Source organism: Micromonospora sp. NPDC048905, from assembly GCF_040649655.1.
GTDB lineage: Bacteria > Actinomycetota > Actinomycetes > Mycobacteriales > Micromonosporaceae > Micromonospora.
Genome location: NZ_JBEZFV010000001.1, coordinates 670,380 through 689,748, shown reverse-complemented (window position 1 = coordinate 689,748; position 19,369 = coordinate 670,380). Strand labels below are relative to the sequence as shown.

16 protein-coding genes and 33 tRNA genes are annotated in these 19,369 nt (G+C 68.2%); 40 read left to right on the top strand and 9 right to left on the bottom strand.

What is annotated here, in order from left to right; genetic code table 11:
• Positions 1–24 precede the first annotated feature (24 nt).
• Positions 25–297, top strand: coding sequence for a hypothetical protein (locus tag AB0C01_RS03225; protein ID WP_357570085.1), 273 nt, complete (start codon positions 25–27; stop codon positions 295–297).
• 104 nt (positions 298–401) lie between these two features.
• On the opposite strand, the gene AB0C01_RS03220 is transcribed toward AB0C01_RS03225, so the two are convergent.
• Together AB0C01_RS03220 and AB0C01_RS03215 are read right to left on the bottom strand one after the other, a co-directional pair.
• Positions 402–1,622: a PQQ-dependent sugar dehydrogenase gene (locus AB0C01_RS03220; protein ID WP_357570084.1), complete on the bottom strand. Its 1,221-nt coding sequence runs from the start codon at positions 1,620–1,622 to the stop codon at positions 402–404.
• 107 nt (positions 1,623–1,729) lie between these two features.
• Complete coding sequence (locus tag AB0C01_RS03215; protein WP_357376961.1) at positions 1,730–2,323, bottom strand: lytic polysaccharide monooxygenase; 594 nt, start codon at positions 2,321–2,323, stop codon at positions 1,730–1,732.
• Between the two features lie 893 nt (positions 2,324–3,216).
• Here AB0C01_RS03215 and AB0C01_RS03210 point away from each other — a divergent pair.
• From AB0C01_RS03210 to AB0C01_RS03070, 29 genes are all read left to right on the top strand, one after another.
• The gene (locus AB0C01_RS03210) at positions 3,217–4,446 is read left to right on the top strand and encodes a cytochrome P450 (RefSeq protein WP_357570083.1); all 1,230 of its coding nucleotides are present in this window, start codon (positions 3,217–3,219) and stop codon (positions 4,444–4,446) included.
• Complete coding sequence (locus AB0C01_RS03205) at positions 4,443–4,670, top strand: ferredoxin (RefSeq protein ID WP_357254485.1); 228 nt, start codon at positions 4,443–4,445, stop codon at positions 4,668–4,670. The genes AB0C01_RS03210 and AB0C01_RS03205 overlap by 4 nt, the downstream gene beginning before the upstream one ends.
• A 328-nt stretch (positions 4,671–4,998) precedes the next feature.
• Complete coding sequence (locus tag AB0C01_RS03200) at positions 4,999–6,474, top strand: endo-1,4-beta-xylanase (protein WP_357570082.1); 1,476 nt, start codon at positions 4,999–5,001, stop codon at positions 6,472–6,474.
• A 262-nt stretch (positions 6,475–6,736) separates the two neighbouring features.
• The gene (locus AB0C01_RS03195) at positions 6,737–7,384 is read left to right on the top strand and encodes a hypothetical protein (protein WP_357570081.1); all 648 of its coding nucleotides are present in this window, start codon (positions 6,737–6,739) and stop codon (positions 7,382–7,384) included.
• Positions 7,385–7,727: 343 nt separating this feature from the next.
• Positions 7,728–7,800 (top strand) — tRNA-Trp (locus AB0C01_RS03190).
• A 187-nt stretch (positions 7,801–7,987) separates the two neighbouring features.
• Positions 7,988–8,060, top strand: a tRNA-Ala gene (locus AB0C01_RS03185).
• 50 nt (positions 8,061–8,110) lie between these two features.
• A tRNA-Glu gene (locus AB0C01_RS03180) sits at positions 8,111–8,184 on the top strand.
• 16 nt (positions 8,185–8,200) lie between these two features.
• Positions 8,201–8,273, top strand: a tRNA-Gly gene (locus AB0C01_RS03175).
• 7 nt (positions 8,274–8,280) lie between these two features.
• Positions 8,281–8,357, top strand: a tRNA-Gln gene (locus tag AB0C01_RS03170).
• Positions 8,358–8,462: 105 nt separating this feature from the next.
• A tRNA-Leu gene (locus AB0C01_RS03165) sits at positions 8,463–8,537 on the top strand.
• Between the two features lie 13 nt (positions 8,538–8,550).
• Positions 8,551–8,623 (top strand) — tRNA-Thr (locus AB0C01_RS03160).
• Positions 8,624–8,627: 4 nt separating this feature from the next.
• Positions 8,628–8,703: transfer RNA gene (locus tag AB0C01_RS03155), tRNA-Gly, on the top strand.
• A 68-nt stretch (positions 8,704–8,771) separates the two neighbouring features.
• A tRNA-Leu gene (locus AB0C01_RS03150) sits at positions 8,772–8,847 on the top strand.
• Between the two features lies 1 nt (position 8,848).
• Positions 8,849–8,924: transfer RNA gene (locus AB0C01_RS03145), tRNA-Thr, on the top strand.
• A 1-nt stretch (position 8,925) separates the two neighbouring features.
• A tRNA-Thr gene (locus AB0C01_RS03140) sits at positions 8,926–8,998 on the top strand.
• 8 nt (positions 8,999–9,006) lie between these two features.
• Positions 9,007–9,079, top strand: a tRNA-Met gene (locus tag AB0C01_RS03135).
• 10 nt (positions 9,080–9,089) lie between these two features.
• Positions 9,090–9,172, top strand: a tRNA-Leu gene (locus tag AB0C01_RS03130).
• 175 nt (positions 9,173–9,347) lie between these two features.
• Positions 9,348–9,420: transfer RNA gene (locus AB0C01_RS03125), tRNA-Ala, on the top strand.
• Positions 9,421–9,446: 26 nt separating this feature from the next.
• Positions 9,447–9,519 (top strand) — tRNA-Asp (locus AB0C01_RS03120).
• Between the two features lie 5 nt (positions 9,520–9,524).
• Positions 9,525–9,614: transfer RNA gene (locus AB0C01_RS03115), tRNA-Ser, on the top strand.
• Position 9,615: 1 nt separating this feature from the next.
• A tRNA-Ile gene (locus tag AB0C01_RS03110) sits at positions 9,616–9,690 on the top strand.
• 255 nt (positions 9,691–9,945) lie between these two features.
• A tRNA-Arg gene (locus AB0C01_RS03105) sits at positions 9,946–10,018 on the top strand.
• Between the two features lie 4 nt (positions 10,019–10,022).
• Positions 10,023–10,095 (top strand) — tRNA-Pro (locus tag AB0C01_RS03100).
• Positions 10,096–10,100: 5 nt separating this feature from the next.
• Positions 10,101–10,174 (top strand) — tRNA-Pro (locus tag AB0C01_RS03095).
• Between the two features lie 5 nt (positions 10,175–10,179).
• Positions 10,180–10,266, top strand: a tRNA-OTHER gene (locus AB0C01_RS03090).
• 1 nt (position 10,267) lies between these two features.
• Positions 10,268–10,343 (top strand) — tRNA-Lys (locus AB0C01_RS03085).
• A gap of 4 nt (positions 10,344–10,347) precedes the next feature.
• Positions 10,348–10,423, top strand: a tRNA-Arg gene (locus tag AB0C01_RS03080).
• Between the two features lie 3 nt (positions 10,424–10,426).
• Positions 10,427–10,500, top strand: a tRNA-Lys gene (locus AB0C01_RS03075).
• Between the two features lie 2 nt (positions 10,501–10,502).
• Positions 10,503–10,582 (top strand) — tRNA-Met (locus tag AB0C01_RS03070).
• Here the strand turns inward: AB0C01_RS03070 and AB0C01_RS03065 are convergent.
• Positions 10,561–11,040, bottom strand: coding sequence for an endonuclease domain-containing protein (locus AB0C01_RS03065; protein WP_357254479.1), 480 nt, complete (start codon positions 11,038–11,040; stop codon positions 10,561–10,563). The two genes, AB0C01_RS03070 and AB0C01_RS03065, sit on opposite strands and share 22 nt — an antisense overlap.
• A 152-nt stretch (positions 11,041–11,192) precedes the next feature.
• On the opposite strand from AB0C01_RS03065, the gene AB0C01_RS03060 reads away from it, so the two are divergent.
• The 8 genes from AB0C01_RS03060 to AB0C01_RS03025 all read left to right on the top strand — a co-directional run bounded on the left by AB0C01_RS03060 (position 11,193) and on the right by AB0C01_RS03025 (position 11,843).
• Positions 11,193–11,264: transfer RNA gene (locus tag AB0C01_RS03060), tRNA-Val, on the top strand.
• Positions 11,265–11,276: 12 nt separating this feature from the next.
• Positions 11,277–11,351: transfer RNA gene (locus tag AB0C01_RS03055), tRNA-Glu, on the top strand.
• 5 nt (positions 11,352–11,356) lie between these two features.
• Positions 11,357–11,430, top strand: a tRNA-Asn gene (locus tag AB0C01_RS03050).
• A 1-nt stretch (position 11,431) separates the two neighbouring features.
• Positions 11,432–11,504 (top strand) — tRNA-Val (locus AB0C01_RS03045).
• A gap of 20 nt (positions 11,505–11,524) precedes the next feature.
• A tRNA-His gene (locus AB0C01_RS03040) sits at positions 11,525–11,600 on the top strand.
• Position 11,601: 1 nt separating this feature from the next.
• Positions 11,602–11,685 (top strand) — tRNA-Tyr (locus AB0C01_RS03035).
• Between the two features lie 5 nt (positions 11,686–11,690).
• Positions 11,691–11,763: transfer RNA gene (locus tag AB0C01_RS03030), tRNA-Arg, on the top strand.
• A gap of 9 nt (positions 11,764–11,772) precedes the next feature.
• Positions 11,773–11,843: transfer RNA gene (locus AB0C01_RS03025), tRNA-Cys, on the top strand.
• Positions 11,844–12,034: 191 nt separating this feature from the next.
• Here AB0C01_RS03025 and AB0C01_RS03020 read toward each other — a convergent pair.
• Positions 12,035–14,242, bottom strand: a complete 2,208-nt coding sequence (locus tag AB0C01_RS03020; RefSeq protein WP_357570080.1) for an MMPL family transporter — start codon at positions 14,240–14,242, stop codon at positions 12,035–12,037.
• 304 nt (positions 14,243–14,546) lie between these two features.
• On the opposite strand from AB0C01_RS03020, the gene AB0C01_RS03015 reads away from it, so the two are divergent.
• On the top strand, positions 14,547–15,293 hold the full coding sequence (locus tag AB0C01_RS03015; RefSeq protein ID WP_357254476.1) for a response regulator transcription factor: 747 nt from the start codon (positions 14,547–14,549) through the stop codon (positions 15,291–15,293).
• 5 nt (positions 15,294–15,298) lie between these two features.
• On the top strand, positions 15,299–16,714 hold the full coding sequence (locus AB0C01_RS03010; RefSeq protein WP_357570079.1) for a HAMP domain-containing sensor histidine kinase: 1,416 nt from the start codon (positions 15,299–15,301) through the stop codon (positions 16,712–16,714).
• Positions 16,715–16,754: 40 nt separating this feature from the next.
• Here AB0C01_RS03010 and AB0C01_RS03005 read toward each other — a convergent pair whose 3' ends face one another.
• The 5 genes from AB0C01_RS03005 to AB0C01_RS02985 form a co-directional block, all read right to left on the bottom strand.
• A complete protein-coding gene (locus AB0C01_RS03005) occupies positions 16,755–16,877 on the bottom strand; it encodes a hypothetical protein (protein WP_357570078.1) in 123 nt (40 codons plus the stop codon).
• Between the two features lie 10 nt (positions 16,878–16,887).
• Complete coding sequence (locus AB0C01_RS03000; protein ID WP_357570077.1) at positions 16,888–17,409, bottom strand: hypothetical protein; 522 nt, start codon at positions 17,407–17,409, stop codon at positions 16,888–16,890.
• A gap of 106 nt (positions 17,410–17,515) precedes the next feature.
• A complete protein-coding gene (locus tag AB0C01_RS02995) occupies positions 17,516–17,977 on the bottom strand; it encodes a hypothetical protein (protein ID WP_357570076.1) in 462 nt (153 codons plus the stop codon).
• A gap of 32 nt (positions 17,978–18,009) precedes the next feature.
• The gene (locus AB0C01_RS02990; RefSeq protein ID WP_357570075.1) at positions 18,010–18,261 is read right to left on the bottom strand and encodes an immunity protein YezG family protein; all 252 of its coding nucleotides are present in this window, start codon (positions 18,259–18,261) and stop codon (positions 18,010–18,012) included.
• Between the two features lie 162 nt (positions 18,262–18,423).
• A complete protein-coding gene (locus AB0C01_RS02985) occupies positions 18,424–19,251 on the bottom strand; it encodes an SAM-dependent methyltransferase (protein WP_357254466.1) in 828 nt (275 codons plus the stop codon).
• Positions 19,252–19,369 lie beyond the last annotated feature (118 nt).

The following is a 19,369-nucleotide window of genomic DNA, read 5'->3' as shown; positions in this document are numbered from 1 at the left end:
GTGCGGGGAACGAGGGAGTGCGCCGTGGAGCTGCAACTGCGGATGTCCGACAAGGCACGGGATTTCGTCGAGCAGGTACTGCACGAGATGCTGGTGCGATTTCCGATCACTCGGGACGAGGCGGTGGGTCGGGTGAATCAGGCTTGGGGACACATCGACCACATCGGCGACAAGGACCTGATCTTCCACGAATCACCCGACGAGTGGGCTCGTACCATCTACTACGGCAAGGACTCGCGCTGGTGGCAGGGCGAGGAGGGGCTCAGGCCGTTGCCGTACGAGTTGGACGCGGGATAGAGCGTGGCGCTCGTGGGCTGGGGGTTCGTCGCAAGCCCACCGAGGCTCGTACGCAGAGGCCCGTCACTGGAGTTGCTGGTGACGGGCCTCTGCGTAGAGACGGCTTACCTGTTGAGCGGGACCCGCTCGAACCGTACCCGGCTCAGCCATCCCGGGAGGTCACTGAGCACGTACAGCTCGCCGTGCACATCGGCGCCGAACGCCGTCGGCTGGGTGGGGAAGGTGCCGATCTCGGCGGACTCGTAGCCACCCGTGGACTTGGGACGCACGGCGAACGCGCGGGTCGAGCAGTAGTCGCTCGCGATGTAGGTCCCGCGCGCCTCCGGGGTGACGGAACCCCGGTACACCAGGCCGCCGATGATGGAGCAGTTCTCCGTCATGTAGTGGTCGTACTCGACGACCGGGTCGGTGAGCCGTACGCCCGGCCGGCACTGCGTCTCGTCGAAGACCGGCGTGCCCTCTCGGCACGACCAACCGAGGTTCGCTCCACGCTGCCACGGGCGGACGTGGTTGATCTCCTCGATCAGACCCTGGCCGACGTCACCGATCCACAGCGAGTTGTCGACCGGGTCGATGGAGAACTTCCACGCGTTACGCAGCCCGTAGACCCAGATCTCCGGTCGCGCGCCCGGCGTGCGGACGAACGGGTTGTCGGAGGGTACGCAGTAGCGCTTGCCCCCGCAGGAACGGTTGACGTCGATCCGGAGAATCTTGCCGAGCAGGGTGCCGAGGTTCTGGCCGCTCTTGAACGGGTCGTTCGCGTTGCCGCCGTCGCCGAGGGACCAGTAGAGGTAGCCGTCGCGGCCGAAGGCCACCTGTCCGCCGTTGTGGTTGCCGAACTCGGCGTGCTCCTGGGTGAGCAGCACCTGCAGCCGGTCGGGAGCACCGATGGGCACTCGCGCCAGGGTCAGCGCGCCGGCCGGCAGGCTCGTGTAGGCCACGTAGAGGATCCCGGTCCGCGCGAAGTTCGGCGCGGGCGTGATGCCGAGCAGGCCCCGCTCGTTGTCCGACGTGTCGATCCGGGCGGTCAGGTCGAGCACCGGCTCCGCGGCCAGGCCGGTGTCGGGGTGGTACGCGCGGACGGTGCCGCTCTTCTCCGCGATCAGCATCCGACCGTCCGGCAGTCCGGTAATGGCGATCGGGCGCTGCAGCCCGAACGCCACCCGTTCGGACACCACGGTCAGCTCGGCTAGTGGCGCGGCACGGGTGTGGACTGTGCCGGCTGCCGCGGTGCTTGCCACCGGCGGTGGCAACAGAAGCGCGGACAGGGTCAGGATGAGCAGCCCTGCCAGCATGGTGGCCGGGCGATAACGCCGTCGCTGCATGTTCAGCTCCTCGAGCAGGTGGGCGGAGGGTGTGTCTGGGAGCGGGCCGGCCCAGGGCGCCTACGCACCCTGGGCCGGAGTGGTGCCGTGCCGGTCGGACCTGCCGATCAGGAGATGGTGATGTCGCTGCACCACATGTAGGTCTGGTCCAGGTGTGACGCCCTCCAGAGCACGAACAGGATCTGGTTCCCGCTGCGTGCGGGGAGCGACACGTTGAACGAGATGTTCTGCGCTGGCGCGTATCGCCCGGTCGTCGTGATCAGGTCGAGGTTGCCCCACCCGAGCCGTTGGGTGGCCGGGTTGAACCCCTGCTTGGTGACGTAGACCTGGAAGTAGTCAGCACCGTGGCTGGCCTGGTCGTACATCTGGACCGTGAGGTTGCGGCTGACGGGGGTCGTCTTCCACGCCCCGGGCTGGTTCACGGCGTTGTTCCTGGAGAGGCCGTTGCTGCACAGTTGCCCATCCGGGGTTTTGGCCTGGTACTGGCCGCCGAGACCGTCGCGCAGCTGGCTCATCCAGTTCCACATGGTGTCCGGGTTGGCCTGGAACGCCTGCCAGCACATCGGGTCCTGCTGCTGCATGGCCGGGTTCATGTGCTGGCTGCCCCAGGCCTTCCAGCACTGGTACGCGCGAGTCGCCGGATTGATGACGGTCCCGTGTGCCTGAGCAGCGCCGGTCCAGGGCAGCGTACCGATCACCATCGCGAACATCAGGACGAGCGCCTGGAGGGATCGACGGACGGTTGACCGGGGTCGTCCGCCGGATTGATCGGGCTTGTGTAAACGCACTGTTCATCCTCCGTTCCTCGGTACGAAACATCAGTGTGGGAACGCTCCCAAGGCCACTGTTGCATCTATCCACTCAAATATCAATGCTGATCTATGTATGGGTGGATGTGGAGCGAGCTGTCCCGGATCGTCGGATCTTTGCCGTGTCCACGTACCCTGCTCGGCAGTCCGGCGTGGTCGGCCCCCGGCCGCCACGTCGTGCCAGCGGCCATCTCCGCGGAGGTGGAAGCCGCCGCCCTCTTGGACGTGGGGTGCGAGCGGTGGCTGCACCCGGGCGCGTCAGGCGTCGAGCGCGTCGGCCGTCGTGGACGGTGGCCGGGGATGCATGCGGCGGGCGAGAAACGTCTGCCCGGCACGATGCTCGTCCTCAGGGCGATGGCCCGGCGGTGGGGCGTGCGAGCGTCTGTCACAGTGACGCATCGCTGGCCCTGCGGTGCTCCCGTGCTGGCCGTTCTCAGCACGGTTGCCCCCGTGCTGCGGCGATATGAGCCATTCCAGCACATCTGAGTCCATGATTGCAACATCGATGGAGGTCGCTGTTGCTGCGGCCTGGCTGTGCGTACCTTCCACCGCTGCCCGGGGCGACCGGCGAGGCCAGCTGTCGCATCCAGTCACGGACGAGCGTTCGGGGTGGGCGCGGACCGACCTCCATGGCGATCATCGACATCTGCCGCTACGATCCGATATCGATGAGTCACTGAGCGTTGATGCGTGCTGTTCGCAAGGCCCTGGACGCTCGCAATCCGGCGCCGCCTCGAACGTGGTGCCGACCTGAGGATCACGCCGTCTCGACGAAGGACATCCGGATGACGGACAGTGCGCAGACCATCGGAAGCCGAGCCGTTCCGCCCGCGCGGCCGTACCCGTTCAGTGTGCCCGACCGCCTCGTCGTCGATCCGACCTATGGCGAGTTGCGCGAGAACGAGCCGATGACCCGGGTGCAGCTTCCCTACGGGGAGGAGGCGTGGCTCGCCACCCGGTACGAGGACGTCCGTACGGTCCTCGGCGACGTGCGGTTCGGCCGCGCCCCGGCCGTTCAGCGTGACGAGCCCAGGCTCACGTCGCGCCAGCAGTCCAGCGGCATGCTGACCATGGACCCGCCCGATCACACCCGGCTGCGCCGGCTGGTCGCGAAGGCGTTCACCGCGCGTCGGGTAGAGGCGCTGCGCCCCCGGACCCAGGAGATCGCCGACGCACTCGTCGACGACATGGTGCGGCTCGGTCCTCCAGCCGACCTGGTGGAGCACGTCGCCACACCGCTGCCGATCCAGGTGATCTGCGAGCTGCTCGGGGTCCCGTACGCCGACCGCGACCGCTTCCACATGTGGTCCGAGGCGATCGTCTCGACCACGTCCCTGCCCGTGGAAACGATCCAGGAGTACCTGAACAATCTCTGGGGCTACATGGGCGCTCTGGTCGCCGAGCGCCGCCGCGAGCCGGGGATCGACGACCTGCTCGGCGCGTTGGTGCAGGCCCGCGACGAGAATCAGGATCGGCTCAGCGAGACCGAGCTGGTGGAGCTGGCCGGAGGGCTGCTCGCGGCCGGCCACGAGACCACGGTGACCCAGATCCCCAACTTCGTCTACGTCCTGCTGCACAATCCGGACCAGCTCGCTCGGCTGCGGACCGATCCGTCGCTGGTGCCGGCCGCGGTGGAGGAACTGCTGCGGTACGTACCGCTCGGCGTCGGCGCCTCCTTCGCCCGGTACGCCAAAGAGGACGTCGAGGTCGGCGGGGTGCTGGTCCGGGCGGGTGAGCCGGTCCTCGGCTCACTGTCGTCGGCGAATCGGGACGGTACCGTCTTTGCCGACCCGGACCGGCTGGATCTCGACCGCGAGCAGCACCCGCACCTGGGCTTCGGGCACGGCGTACACCACTGTGTCGGCGCGCAGTTGGCCCGCATGGAGTTGCAGGTCGTCGTCGCCACCCTCGTGACTCGCCTGCCCGGATTGCGTCTCGCCGTCCCGGAAGCCGAGCTGGAGTGGAAGCGGGGCATGCTGGTGCGGGGCCTGCTCGGCATGCCGGTGGCCTGGTGAGTGCCGCATGGCGGATCGGGGTGGACTCGCACCGCTGTATCGGCACGAGCATCTGCGCCGGCACCGCGCCCGAGCACTTCCGCCTGGTCGACGGCCGGTCCGCGCCGCTGGCCGACGTCGCCACCCCGGCCGAGGTCATCCTCGACGCGGCCAACTCGTGCCCGGTCGAGGCGATCACGGTCCGCGACGCCACCGACGACCGGCTGATCGCCCCGGAGGAGTGACCCGAGATCGAGCCCAGCCGTCGCGGCTCAGCCTCGCCATCGCGCCGGGCCGGCGGCAGGCGAATCGAATCAATTCGATATAACATCGGGGCAGGGCAGTCACTCCGCACGGGCGTACGGCGCGGAGTCTCGCCATCCACCGGACGGACCGGGCAGCCGGCGGTGGCATCCGTTTCGGGCGCGGCCGGGTTGACGCCGGCTCGGCGTCACCTGCTGCGTGCTGGTCCCCGCGGCGAGTGCGGTGCTCCGTTCGTCGACCCTCGGCGATCGTCGATTCCGCGCCTCGCATCGGTAACGGACCAGTCAGAACTCCGAGGAGAAGGCACCGATGAACGACGTACCCGCTCAACCGAAACGCCGTACCAGGGGTGCCGCCAGGCTGCTTCTGGGCGGAGCCTGCGCCATCGCGATCACCGTGTCCTCGATGGCCCTGGCGACCTTCGCCCGCGCCGACCTCAGCGGACCGCCCGGGACCACCCTGCAAGCTGCCGCCGAGCGCAGCGGCCGGTACTTCGGCGCCGCCATGGGGGCGGACCGTCTCACCGACTCCGGCTTCCTGACCATCGCGAACCGCGAGTTCGACATGATGACGGCCGTCAACGAGATGAAGCCCGACGCGACCCAGCCCAACCCGGGTCAGTTCGACTTCCGCCGCGGTGACGCGATCTACAACTGGGCGACCCAGCAGGGCATGCGATTCCGTGGTCACACCCTGGCCTGGCACGCTCAGCAGCCGAGGTTCTGGGGAAGTCTCAGCGGCAGCGCCCTGCGGACCGCGATGATCGACCACATCAACGGCGTCATGGCCCACTACAAGGGCAAGTTCTACGCCTGGGACGTGGTGAACGAGGCCTTCGCCGAGAACGGCAGCCGGCGGTCGTCGAACCTGCAGTCCACCGGGAACGACTGGATCGAGGTGGCGTTCCGGACCGCGCGCGCCGCCGACCCGAGCGTGAAGCTGTGCTACAACGACTACAACATCGAGAACTGGACGTACGCCAAGACGCAGGGCGTCTACAACATGATCAGGGACTTCAAGTCCCGGGGCGTCCCGGTGGACTGCGTGGGCCTCCAGACCCACTTCACCGGTGGCAGTTCGCTGCCGGGCAACTTCCAGCAGACGCTGTCCAGCTTCGCCGCCCTCGGGGTCGACGTGGCGTTGACCGAGGCCGACGTCACCAACGCCTCGACCAGTCAGTACCAGGGCCTGACCCAGGCCTGCATGAACGTCCCCCGCTGCGTCGGCATCACGACGTGGGGCATTCGGGACAGCGACTCCTGGCGCGGCAACGAGAACCCGCTGCTCTTCGACCGCAACAGCAACCCCAAGGCGGCGTACACCGCCGTCCTCAACGCTCTCAACGCCGCCTCCACCACCGTGCCGGGGACCCCACCGACGACCGCTCCGCCGACCACGGCTCCGCCGACGACTGCGCCGCCGACGACCGCTCCGCCGACGACTGCGCCGCCGACGACCGCGCCACCGACCACGCCGCCGCCCGGTGCCTGCACCGCGACGTACCGCATGGTCAACAGCTGGAACGGTGGCTTCCAGGGCGAGGTCACCGTGGCCAACAACGGCTCCACCACCCTCAACGGCTGGACCGTACGGCTTACGCTGGCCAGCGGGCAGACCATCGCCAACGTCTGGAGCGGCATCAACACCGGCACCAGTGGGGCGGTCAGCGTCCGTAACGCCGAATACAACAGGTCTCTCGGCGCGAACGCCTCGACCACCTTCGGTTTCCTGGTCAACGGCGGCAGCAACACGGCGCCCGGCGGCCTCTCCTGCACCAGCCCCTGACCGGCGACACGTACCGGCCCAGCGCGCCCCAGCACGCTGACCAGGCCCGGAGCCACCGGCTCCGGGCCTGGACGCCGGCCTGGTCGGTCGGAGCCGGTTGACGGCAGTCGACCGGGTCCGACCAACAGTCTCTCCGCGTTGATCCGTACCGGACGGCTTGCCCGTGCCCGCTGAGCGTGGCGCGCCCGCCTTCAAGCCTTGGGATGATTCGATGTGGTTTGTCTCTCGCGGGTAGGCCACTGTCGTCCGAAGGGGTGTGGTCGTGGTGACGGCTGAGGTGCCCGCTTCGGATCGGGCGGAGCGCGGTGCGGGCGCCGCGGCGCGGCTGGACCTGACGGCGATCGTGGCCCTGGCCAGCGGTATTGCGTCGGTGGGCCGGCCGACGCTGGTGGGGGTGGAGGGGTTCGGGGGAGCCGGCAAGACGGTGTTCGCTCGACGGCTCGCCCACGCGCTGGGCCGTACCCATCTGGTGCACCTGGATGAGTTCCTCGTCGAGGGCGTAATCAGCGACGAGGACAAGAGCGACTTCGATCGCGCGGAGTTCGTCCGTCGTGTGTTGGAGCCGGCGTGGCGCGGAGAGCTCACGGAGTATCGGACGCTGACGGGGCTAGAGGGCGGCCCGGGTAGGCAGGTACGGGTCCCGGCGGTGCGGTACCTGATCGTGGAGGGCGTGTCCGCGTACCTCGGTGAGCTGTGGCGCTACTACGACCTTCGGATCTGGGTCGACGCGCCGATGGAGGCGGCCCGGGAGAGGGCCAAACAGCGGGACCTGCGGCGGGGGATCTATGACTCTGCTCTGTGGGATGTGTGGGAACGTTCGGAGCTTGCCTATCGGGCGAAGCACCTGCCGCACACGACCTGCGATGTGGTCTTCGACAACGGTGCTGATCACGTCGACCTTGCCGAGTGATCGGGTTCAGCGGGTCACCCGCCTTGATCGCCAGCGGCCAGTCACACGAAGACGGCTCGGAATATCCGTTGCCATTCGATCGGCACAGCGCCTACCTTGAATGAGCAAGGCAGTCCCGACCACACCAAGGAGTTCCCCGTGATGCAGTACGCCTCCACCGAAACCACGCGGTTCACGCCGCGCGGCGGTGTCGTGCTGCCCTCGATCGGGCGAGCCCACGATCTGTGCGCGAGTGAGCAAAATTGGAAGCCGGGGTGGCGGCGCGAATAGCGCCAGCGCAAGCTGCGAAGCCGCCCACCCCGACCGGGATAGGGCGGCTTTTTCGTTACCGGAACAACGTCACAGGGGCGTAGCTCAACTGGTAGAGCGCCGGTCTCCAAAACCGAAGGTTGCAGGTTCGAGTCCTGCCGCCCCTGCTTTTCGTCACGGCTGCGGCCGGCGGCGTCGCAGATTCTCAACTCCACAGTGGATGGCATGAGCAAGACCCCGGCCGGCGCCTGTCTGGGCCGGCCGGGGGCACTACCTCCGGGACGAGGGAGACGGCTGACCCGCTCGCTTTGGGAGCGAGAGACACGGGGTTCGACACCCCGGTCCCGGACACATGGGGTTGTAGCTCAGCTGGGAGAGCGCCGGTTCGGCAGACCGGAGGTCGAGGGTTCGAATCCCTTCTACTCCACGCATCCGTGCCCTCCGGACGTAACCGGTGGCGCACGGGAGTAGCTCGATGGGCCGTTGGAGCAAGGTGGCAGCTCACCTGGTTCTCAGCCAGGAGGTTACGGGTTCGAGCCCCGTACGGCCTACGCAAGGAAATGCCAGGCGGTCGTGGTGAACTCGGCGGACACGTCGGTCTTCCAAACCGAAGAAGCGGGGTCGGTGCCCGCCGGCCGCTCAACCGTTCCGGGATGCTCTGCTGGCAGGGGCGACGGGACTTTGGATCCCGGTACAGACGCAGGTTCGATTCCTGCTCCCGGAGCTCGCAATCGACCAGCGGACGGTCGTCGTGGGGGTCGCAGATCCGAACTTCGACTGCCGCTCGACGGATGATCAAAGGGTCGATGCCGCAGCTCTGCGGAGGCCTGCCCCGGTAGCCCAACCGGTAGGAGGCAGCGCATTCAAAACGCGCACAGTGCGGGTTCGAATCCCGCTCGGGGTACGCAGCACACCACGCCGTCGTAGCTCAGTCGGTAGAGCAGCTCCATGGTAGGGAGCAGGTCGCCGGTTCGACTCCGGCCGGCGGCTTCACGCGGTTGTAGCTCAGCTGGTAGAGCGCGACGTTGCCAACGTCGAGGTCGCCCGTTCGATCCGGGTCAGCCGCTCCAGGCACCACCGGCGGCGCAAGGTCGCTGACACTTGATCGAAAGTACGGTGCGTTCCACGTGTAGAGCCCGCCCTCGTAGCCCAGCGGTAGAGGCGACGGTCTGAGGGGCCGTACAGGGCAGGTTCGAATCCTGTCGAGGGCACCAAGCCGGCGTAGCTCAGTTGGTAGAGCACGCGCCTTGTAAGCGCGAGCGGGCCGGTTCGATTCCGGTCGCCGGCTCCACGCCAGCGAAGCTCACCAGGCAGAGCGCACCCCTCGTAAGGGTGAGGAAGCGGGTTCGACTCCCGCCGCTGGCTCTCCTCTCGCCGACGTAGCTCAGGTGGTAGAGCGGCCGGCTCATAACCGGCAGGCCCCCGGTTCGACACCGGGCGTCGGCACGCACATCACGCGCTCGTGGTGGAACTTGGTAGACACGCACGGCTCAGACCCGTGTGCCGAAAGGCATGGGAGTTCGACTCTCCCCGAGCGCACGACAGGCCCGCCGCGGCCCAGCCAAGCACGGCCCGGCGGGGCGGTGTCGAGGGCGAACGCGGAACCCGGCAACACCGTGCGGACGCGGCGCGGTGACCGGGACTGCCCGGAAGGTGGATGGGTGCCACCGCCCCGCGACAACGGGGAGGTGCGGTTCGAATCCGCCCGGGTCTTGGGGTCGTAGCTCAGTTGGTAGAGCGTCGCATTCGCACCGCGAAGGCCGTCGGTTCGATTCCGTCCGACTCCACTCTCCCGGCCATCGGCCGGGACCATGCTGGCGTAGCTCAGTGGCGAGAGCATCCGGTTGTCAGCCGGAAGGCCGCGGGTTCAAGTCCCGTCGTCAGCGCACATGAAGGGTTGGCCGAGTCTGGTCGATGGCGCCGCGTTGCTAACGCGGAGCGGGTCACACCGCCGGGAGTTCGAATCCCTCACCCTTCGCCAAGCCGTCGTAGCTCAGCCCGGTAAGAGCACCGACCTGATAAGTCGGGGGCCGCTGGTTCAAATCCAGCCGTCGGCACGCAGCGAGAATGCCAGCCAGGCGACCGCGTCGAGCCACCAGCTCGCCGAGGAACGTCCGGGCTCCGCAGGGCAGGGTGGTTCCTAACGGGAACCCGGCGAAAGCACGCGGGCGGCCCGCCTGATGCGTGCGGGTTGGCCGCTAGAGCCTGCCGGCGACGGTAGGCCGAGATGGGTGGTCGCCCCCACCACCGGGCCGCCGGGGTGGGACAGAACCCGGCGTACCGGCCGGCTTCCCTCGCGGCACGCACAACATGCCGCCGTAGCTCAGTGGATAGAGCGCGACGCTACGGACGTCGGAGTCGCTGGTTCGATTCCAGTCGGGGGCTCTTTCGGGACGTGGCGCAGTTTGGTAGCGCATCCGGCTGGGGGCCGGAGGCCGTCGGTTCGAATCCGGCCGTCCCGACTCAACGGGTACTAGCTCAGCTTGGGAGAGCGCCGCGTTCGGGACGCGGAGGCCGGGGGTTCAATTCCCTCGTACCCGACTCATGGAGGGTTCCGGCCCGTGGGGGCCAGCCGGTCTTGAAAACCGGAGGGGGGTGCAAGCCCTCGCGTTCGACTCGTCAACCTTCCGCCATGCGCCGTTAGCTCAGTTGGTAGAGCTTCCGACTCTTAATCGGAATGTCGCAGGTTCGATCCCTGCACGGCGTACCACTTCGCCCCGCTAGCTCAGGGGAAAGAGCAGCAGTTTCCTAAACTGCGTGTCGCTGGTTCGAATCCAGTGCGGGGCACCACACGGGCCGCTAGCTCAATGGCGTAGAGCTGCTGACTTTTAATCAGTAGGTTCGGGGTTCGAGTCCCCGGCGGCCCACTTGCGGGGTAGAGGAGTTCGGTCGTCCTCGCCGGCCTCATAAGCCGGAGATCGCGTGGTTCAAATCCCGCCCCCGCCACCAACCTCCGGCAGTTGCCACCCGGGCACTCGCTCACGCACGTAAACGGCTGCCCGTTCGATGACCTCCGGGTTGTCACGAAGAAGTCCGATCGCCCGGTTGCAGTCGTGGCAGAGCAAGCCACGAACGAACTTGGTCCCCTTAATGTGATCGGTGCAGATTTGTTCAAATGGCCTCTGGCAGATGGCACAGGCGTCGCCCTGCGCCATGAGGTGGGCTTCGAAGTCGTCATCGTTAAGCCCGTAGCGACGCTTTCGCCAGCCGACCCGTTGGGAGTAGCGACGGACTGCCTCGCGACGCAACTGGGCCGCCCGCTCCGGGTTTCGGCTTTGCCAAGATTGGTAATACTTTGCGGCACAAGCTTTACATTTGTGCCGCCGGCCAGTTGGCCTGCTCCCGTCCTTCATGAACATATCGAGCGGTTTGGTCTCACCGCATGTTCGGCAGGTGTCAGTCTCCATGTCCTTCATCATAATCTGGGCTCATAACCCAGAGGTTCCCGGGTTCGAATCCCGGTCCCGCTCCCAACGGTCCTGTCCGTTCGGGTTGGCCCTGGCACAGAGAGTGCCAGGCGTAAGCGCGGCACACACTCCGCGACCAGCCCCCAACTCGCGCCCTGGTAGCTCAGTGGGAGAGCACCGGTTCGACAAACCGGGGGCCGCTGGTTCGATCCCAGCTCGGGGCACGCACACCACCTGGCGCGGTGGACGAATTGGAAGAGTCGCCCGGCTTTCACCCGGGACACGTGCGGGTTCGAGTCCCGTCCGCGCTGCCCATTCCCCTGTAGCTCAAAGGTAGAGCGGCCGGCTGTTAACCGGCTGATCTTGGTTCGAGTCCAGGCAGGGGAGCCAAGCCCGTGTAGCTCAGCGGAACGAGCGCCCGGTTCACACCCGGGAGGCCCCTGGTTCGATCCCAGGTGCGGGCACTGGCCTTCGGGCCGCAGTTGTGGCTGTAGCTCAGTGGTAGAGCGCCCGGTTGTGGCCCGGGAGGTTCGCGGGTTCGAGCCCCGCCAGTCACCCCAAGGGAGTGCGCCACCGATGATGAGGTGGGCCGGGCTGTAACCCCGGTGCGTTCGCGCTCAGGGAGTTCGAATCTCTCCACTCCCACGCTTGCCCGTGTAGCTCAGGGGACAGAGCACCAGCTTCCGGAGCTGGGTGTCGGGGGTTCGATTCCCTCCGCGGGTGCTTCTGCCTGGTCGTGTGCCCGAGTGGTGAGGGGGCGGTCTGCAAAACCGCACACGCCGGTTCGATCCCGGTCACGGCCTCGAATGCCATCCGCTGTGGACAGAGAGCTGTCGCTGGCGTCAGGTGGGTGGCATCGAGGGCCGGCGGCCGAAGAATCCGTCGACGAGGTGGTCGGTGAAGTCCGCGTGGACAGATCCTCCCGTCACCAGAGCCCGGTAGTAACTCGGCCTTACCATCTGATCGAGCTCGGCCGTCAGGTGCGAAAGCTCGATCATCGGTGGTCCCAGGTTTCCCCGGAGTCCACGGCGGTCTTCACTGCCGGCCGGTCGGCGGCCGGCGGGGCCGGGCCGTCCGGGTCGGAGCCGGCCATCGGCTGCGTACGCCCGGCCGGGGTGAGCCGGGCGGGCCACCAGAACCCGCGGCCCATCAGCACCGTAAGCGTCGGCACCAGCAGCGACGACACCAGCAGTGCGGAGATCAGGATGCCGGCGGCGACCGCGAAGCCCATCTCGGCGAGCAGGGCGACACCGGCGAGCATGAGCGAGGAGAACGTGCCGGCCAGGATGACGGCCGCGGCCACCGCCGTCGGGCCGGTGTGCCGGATGGCCAGGCGTGCGGCCTCGCCGGGGTCGCGGCCCTCGCGCGTCTCCTCGCGCAGCCGGTCCACCATCAGAATGTTGTAGTCGGTGCCGATGGCGACCACGAACAGGTACATGAAGATGGGGACGTTGAAGATGATCCCGGCCTTGCCCAGCCCGTCCTGCATCACGAACACCGACGCGCCGAGCGTGGCCAGATAGCTGAGCCCGACCAGGACCATCAGCAGTGTCGCGGCGACGATGCTGCGCAGCAGGGCGAGCAGAACGAGCGCGGTGAGCCCGGCGGCGAGCGGGAAGACCAGCGAGTAGTCCTGGTTGACCGCGCTGCGGATGTCGGCGAAGGTCGCGGTCGGGCCGCCCACCAGGGCGTGGGTGCCGGCCGGGGCCGCATGGTGCGCGGTCGGCCGCAGCGTGTCCGCGACCGTGTCCACCGCCTCGGGGCTGCCGGAGTCGTGGTCGAGCAGCATGCTGATCGTGGCGACGGTGCGGTCCGAGCTGTAGCCCGCGGGGCCGGCCTGGCCGACCCCGTCGAGGCCGGACAGCCGCGACCGGAAGCTGTTCACGCCTGCCTCGTCCAGCGGCTGCCCGGTGTCGCTGACCAGCAGCACGGAGGTCGGGTTGAGGGCGCCGACCGGGAAGCCGCGCTGCAGGTCCCGCAGGGCGATCGCCGACTCGGTGTCCTGCGGGAGACCGGCGTTGTAGTCGTAGCTGGCCTGGAAGCGCAGCGTGCCCAGGGAGAGCAGTGCGAGGACGACGACCGCGGCGGCGGCCAGCACGCCGGCACGGTGCACGATCAGGTCGCTGAGTTTGGCCGACGCCCGCGCCCGCGGCTGCCGCTGCCAGCTCTTGGAAGGCCAAAATACCTTCGGTCCGAGCAGCGAGACGATTGCCGGGATCAGGGTGAGCGCGGTGGCCACCGTGGCGGCGACCGCGATGGCCAGAGCCGGACCCTGCGCCTTGAACGAGCCGAACGAGGAGAACGCCAGGCTGCTGAACGCGATCACGATCGCCGCGCCGGCTGAGGTGATCACCTTGGCCACCCGGGCGGTCGCGTGGATCAGCGCCGTACGCGGGTGCTCGCCGGTGCGCAACTGTTCGCGGTATCGGAAGAGCAGGAAGAGGATGTAGTCGGTGCCGACGCCGAACAGTACGACGGTCACCCAGACCGTGACCGACTGCTCCGCGGTCAGGTCGAAGATCCGCTGGGCGATGCCGATCAGCTTCACCGAGACGAAGACCAGGACACCGATGGTCACCATGGGAAGCAGGGCGGCAACCGGGCTCCGGAAGATCAGCAGCTGTAGCACGATGATCAGGACGACCGTGGCAAGGGCGATGACCTGCTCGGCCGAGGCGAAGGCGTCCTGCGCGTCGATCACGATGCCGACGTCACCGGTCATGCCCGCCTTCAGGTCGGTGTCCTCGAACAACGGCCCGGCGGCGGCCCGCAGCGCCCGCCCGGCCTCCTCGGTGCCGGGATCGCTCTGTGGGCCGTCGACGGTGACCTGGAGGAGTTGGACGAGGCCGTTCTCCGACACCGTCGCCTCGCTGGCCTGCACCTCGGTCACGTGCGGGATCGCCTTGTCCCGAAGCTGTCCGGCGACCTGCTCGACGAGCTGCTGATCGGCGCTGGTCAGCGCGGCGCCGTCGTGGCGCCGCACCACGAACGTCGCGGCGCTGCCGCCCCCGCTCTCCGCGAAGGCCGTCTCCTGCACCTTGCCGGCCTGGACGGACTCGTAGTGGGATGGCAGGAAGTCGGCCTGATCACCGCTGGCGGACAGACCCGGTCCGAAGAACCCGACGATTGTCGCGACGACCAGCCAGGCAGTGATCGTCCGCCATGGGTTACGGACCACGCCTCGTGCCAATTTCGCGTACATCAGTCTCGTCCTTTCCAACCCCTCGGCCGGCCACCACGTCGTCTGCCGGTGCGTGATTCAGCCGATCACGCGGAGTTGAAGCGGCCGTGTGCTGGCCTTTCAGGTTCTGCGCGAGTTTGGGGCGGCCCGGACGGCGGGTGCGGACGAGGATGCGCGGAACCGGGGACAGCCGTACGTCATCCTCATTTTTTTCACACGGTTTTCCCGGCGAACTCACAACGGCGCAGGGTCCCGGAGACGCACGGCACGGGCAGAATGGGTCGGGCCAGCGCTGCGAGCATTGAACCGCTCAGGGAGACGAGTTGTGGTGACGCCGGATCGGACGGCCGACGGCTCCGCGACCAGTGACACCCCACCACGGGTCCTGGTCGTCGATGACGAACTCTTCCTGGCGGACCTGGTCGCTTCCGCGCTGCGTTACGCGGGTTTCGCCTCGACCACGGCCGGGGACTGCGCAGAGGCGGAGGCCACCGTGGCGCGGGAGCGGCCCGATCTGATCATCCTGGACGTGCTGCTTCCCGACGGCTCCGGCATCGACCTGTGCCGGCGGCTACGGGAGAAGGGCGTCCTCGCTCCGGTGATCTTCCTGACCGCGCGGCGGGCGGTCGCCGACAAGGTCGAGGGGCTGAGCGTCGGCGGTGACGACTACCTCACCAAGCCGTTCAGCCTGGACGAACTGGTCGCCCGGGCACGGGCGATCCTGCGCCGGTCGCAACTGGCCGCGCCCGCGCCACCGCGGGAGGAAACCGGCGGGTTGCGCTACGCCGACCTGGTGATCGACCAGGAGGCGCACGTGGTGCGCCGGCAGAACGTGGTGATCGACCTGAGCCCCACCGAGTTCAACCTGCTGCGCTATCTGGTGCAGAACGCCGGCCGAGTGATGTCCAAGCAGCAGATAGTCGACCAGGTGTGGGAGTACGACTTCGGCGGCAACCACGGCGTGGTCTCGACGTACATCAGCTACCTACGCCGCAAGATCGACCAGTTCGATCCGCCGCTGATCCAGACCATTCCCCGGGTCGGCTACACGCTGCGACTGCCGGCCGAGTGAGCGGGATGAGCCTGCGGGGCCGGCTCATCGTCCTGGTCGCGGTGCTCCTGGCGGCCGGAATGAGCGTGGCCGCACTGGCCACCTTGGCCGCGCTGCGGTATTTCCTGGTCACCCGCACCGACACCCAGCTCGATCAGCTGAGCGCGGCGGTCGTGACGCAGATGAACAACGGCACCGGGCTGAGCCCGTCCGGCACCGGCAGCGACCGACTGGCCAGCGCGGGCGGTCAGCCGTTCGTGCTTCTGCGGATCCTGTCCCCGGACGGGACCCCGATGCTGGACCTGCAGAATCCGGGCGGGCAGGCGCCCGCGATCCGGCTGCAGCCGAAGGATCCCAGCACGAGCACACCGGACGGCGCGGTGTACGCGACCGTCACGCTGACAGATCAGCAGCCGAACCAGTGGCGGGTGCGGTCCGGCTGGCTGCCCGACAGGCGGGCGATCCTGCAGGTCGGTCTGCCGCTCACCGACTACGACGTGGCGAACCGCCAGCTCATCCGTACCCAGGCGGCCGCCACGGCGGTCATCCTGGCCACCATGGTGCTGATCGCCTGGTGGCTGATCGGCCTGGGCACCCGCCCGCTGGAACGGATCGCCGAGGTGGCCGCAGACATCGGCGCCGGGCACCTGGACCGTCGGGTGCGCCCGGGCCGGCCGAACACCGAGATCGGGCGGCTCAGCGCGGCGCTCAACGCGATGCTGGTGCAGATCCAGACCGCCTTCAAGGAGAGGCAGACCTCGGAGGAGCGGCTGCGCCGGTTCGTCGCCGACGCCTCGCACGAGCTCAACACCCCGGTGGCGACCATCCGCGGGTATGCCGAGCTGTTCCGGCACGGTGCCGGTGCCCGGCCGGCAGACCTCGAGGTCGCGATGCGACGCATCGAGTCCGAGGCGACGCGGATGGGCCAGCTGGTCAACGAACTGTTGGTCCTGGTGAAGCTGGACGAGGGCCGCCCGCTGGACCGGGAGCAGGTGGATCTGACCCATCTGGTCACCGAGGCAGCGGCGGACGCCCGGGCCATCGCGCCCGGCCGCTCGCTGAGCGTGCAGGCGCCGGGCTCGCTCGTGGTCTCCGGCGACGAGTTGCGCTTGCGGCAGTTGCTGGCCAACCTGTTGTCCAACGTACGCCGGCACACTCCGCCGGGGACCGCCGCCGAGATCCGGCTCTCCACCTCGAACCGCACCGCGGTGATCGAGGTGGCCGACGACGGCCCGGGCCTGACCGAGGAGGACAGCCGACGGGTCTTCGAACGCTTCTACCGCAGCGCGACCTCGCGCGGCCGGCAGCGGGAGGGCTCTGGCATCGGCCTTGCCATCGTCGCGGCGATCGCCGAGGCGCACGGTGGGACGGCCGAGGTGAGCTCGGTGCCGGGTGAGGGCACCACCTTCACCGTACGCATCCCGCAGGACGAGCAGGCCTGACTCATGTCGTACCCACCGAAGCCAGTACCGACGAGGGTGTTCAGATCTCCAGCCGCACGTCGCCGTCTCGGGTCAGTGCGATATCGCGTCCACGGTCGACGGGTAGGGCTCGCATTGCTCCCGGGGCCGACTCGAGCACGCCCACCACGTCCTGCGCGCTCATGACCATCTCGCTAGCGTTTGGCTCGCGGGGCGAGGCCACCATAGAGGTGGACACGGTTGTCGACGACGCAGTCCGGATCGCCGCGCAGAAACCGGTCGCCTGTGGCACTGCCGTTGCTGACGTGGACTATCCAGTCCTCGTAGTACCAGCTCGGGTCGCACTCGCACCCGATGAGCCGGAAATTGGCCCGGTACCGGCCAACCTGCCCCGGGGCGAGGGTGAACAGGCGGGTCGACACTCCCGTCCGGGGAAACGCCGCGCTGCCGGGCAGACGCTCGACGGTGACCGCCGAGCCCTCGAAGGCGAGCCACAGGGCCAGGTCGCGGGCGATGCTCACGCCACCGCTCAGTACGTCGCCGCGAAGCGAGTAGCTGGCGGCCTCATCGGCCAGGACGTCGTGGACCACCACATCGCCTGCTGGCAGCGGCGCAGGAAGTATCACCGGGCGGTCGAGTCCCCGACGGGCGTTGGCCTGTGGGGCGCCGCGCCCGGCCGCGCTCCATCGCACCCGTACCCGCTGGATGACGATCACGCCCACAGCATGGGCCACGACAGCCGGTCCCGTCAGCCGATATCCCCTCCGGCCGCATCGATCGTGCCGTCGGCCGCTCGACCGGTCCTGTGTGGAGCGGCTGCGATCAGGTGCTGTAGAGCCCGTCCCACGGTTCGGTGAACCCGAGGCGGTCCGGGTACAACTCGGCCCTGTCGCCTCGCTCAGCGTCAGACTCGTCGATCAGACCGAACGTGACGCCGTCCTGGACCACACGAAACAGCTGGATGGCGATGTCGCCGTACTGTCGATCCGGTAGCTGATCGAGCAGGCCCTCCACGTGGGCCTCGGCCTGGTCGCCAAGCTCGCCTCGAAGGTACGGAGCGGTGGCCACGAGCGAGATGTCGGACCGGCGGTGGCGGCCCTCGGCGTCGAACAGGTGCAGGTAGGCGTACCAGCGGATCCGTTCCCGGTCCGGATCCGACGCGTGGTCGTCGTCGCGATGGGCGCCGTGTATCCCCGCGTAGAACTGACCCTCGGCGTACCGCCCCACCCTGTCGGTGCGGTAACCCGGTTCGTGGGCAATCGGCACCAGATCAGGTAGCGACATGCCGGTGACAATACCTTCGACAACCGCGCTGATCAGTCGGTTGGAGGCTCGTACGAGAAGTCGGCCGTGAAGGTGCCGTCACGCTGTGCGGTCATGGAGAACCCGTACCACGGCTCGCTGTCGTCTTCGATCATCAACTGTCGCAGGTCGATAATCAGATCGGCGATCTCATCGACGGCCTCGTCGGGATTGTCCTCCCCGGCGAAGTGGAACGTCTTACCGTCGGGGCTCCGGAGCTCGAGGCCCGCGTGGGCGTAGTTAACGTCGGGAGACGGTTGCCGCACACCACGAGTTGGGGCATTCGCGCGCGCTGACGAACTATCTGGCCGGCTTCGCGCTGGTCGGCTGTCGCGTTTCCAAGCAGCGGACGAGTCGTGGACAGGAAGCAGGGCGGTGTGTCCGCCGGCGGAGCGCGCTCCCGCCGACGGACCTCCCCGGATCGGTGCCTACGGCTTGCGGGCCAGGAGCCCGACAAACGTGTGATAGGTGTCGGTCTGCTGGGGAGCGGGGGCACCCGGATCTGGACGCCACTCGGCCAGCGGCACCAGTCCTGGTTCCAGGACCGTGAGTCCGTCGGCGAACGAGAGGATCTCCTCGTCGGTACGCCAGCGGCCGGTGCCCAGCGACTCGTTGAAGACCCGCTCGACCTCGCGGGCCTTGCGGGAGCCCTCGGGGTCTCGGTCGCCCGGGTCGCGGAAGTGCGAGATCGCCACGTAGCTGCCGGAGGGCAGCGCGTCGATCAATGCCGCCGCCACCGCTCGCGGATCCTCGTCGTCGCCGAGGTGGTGCAGGATCGCGAACAGCAGCAGCCCGATCGGCCGGTCAAAATCGAGGGCCCGACGTACGTCCGGATGGTTGAGGATCTCCTGCGGTGCGCGAGCGTCCGCCTGGATCACCGTCGCGGTGCCCTCCGCGGCGAGCAGTGCCCGGCCATGGGTCAGGACGATGGGATCATTGTCCACATACACCACCTGAGCCTTCGGGTTCTGCTCGGTGGCGACCTCGTGCACGTTGCCCTGGGTGGGCAGTCCCGATCCGATGTCGAGGAACTGGTCGATGCCCGCCTCGGCGACCAGGAAGCGAATCACCCGACGCAGGAAGGCACGGTTCGCCTGGCCGGCTGCCGGCCCGTCCGGCGTTATCCGCAGGGCGTGCTCGGCGACCTTGCGGTCGACCTCGAAATTGTCCTTGCCGCCCAGGAAGAAGTCATAGACCCGGGCCACGCTGGGAATGTTGGGGTCGATGCCGGGGGGTGCCGCCTTGTCGAGGGTCACAGGCGTCTCCATTCGTCGGGGATTGGCGCAGGTCGAGGTCCACGGGCGGTGCCGGCGTTGCGGCGAGTGTAGCGATCGGGATGGTTGTTTTCCGCCCCGACTGGTCTGCCCGCGCAGC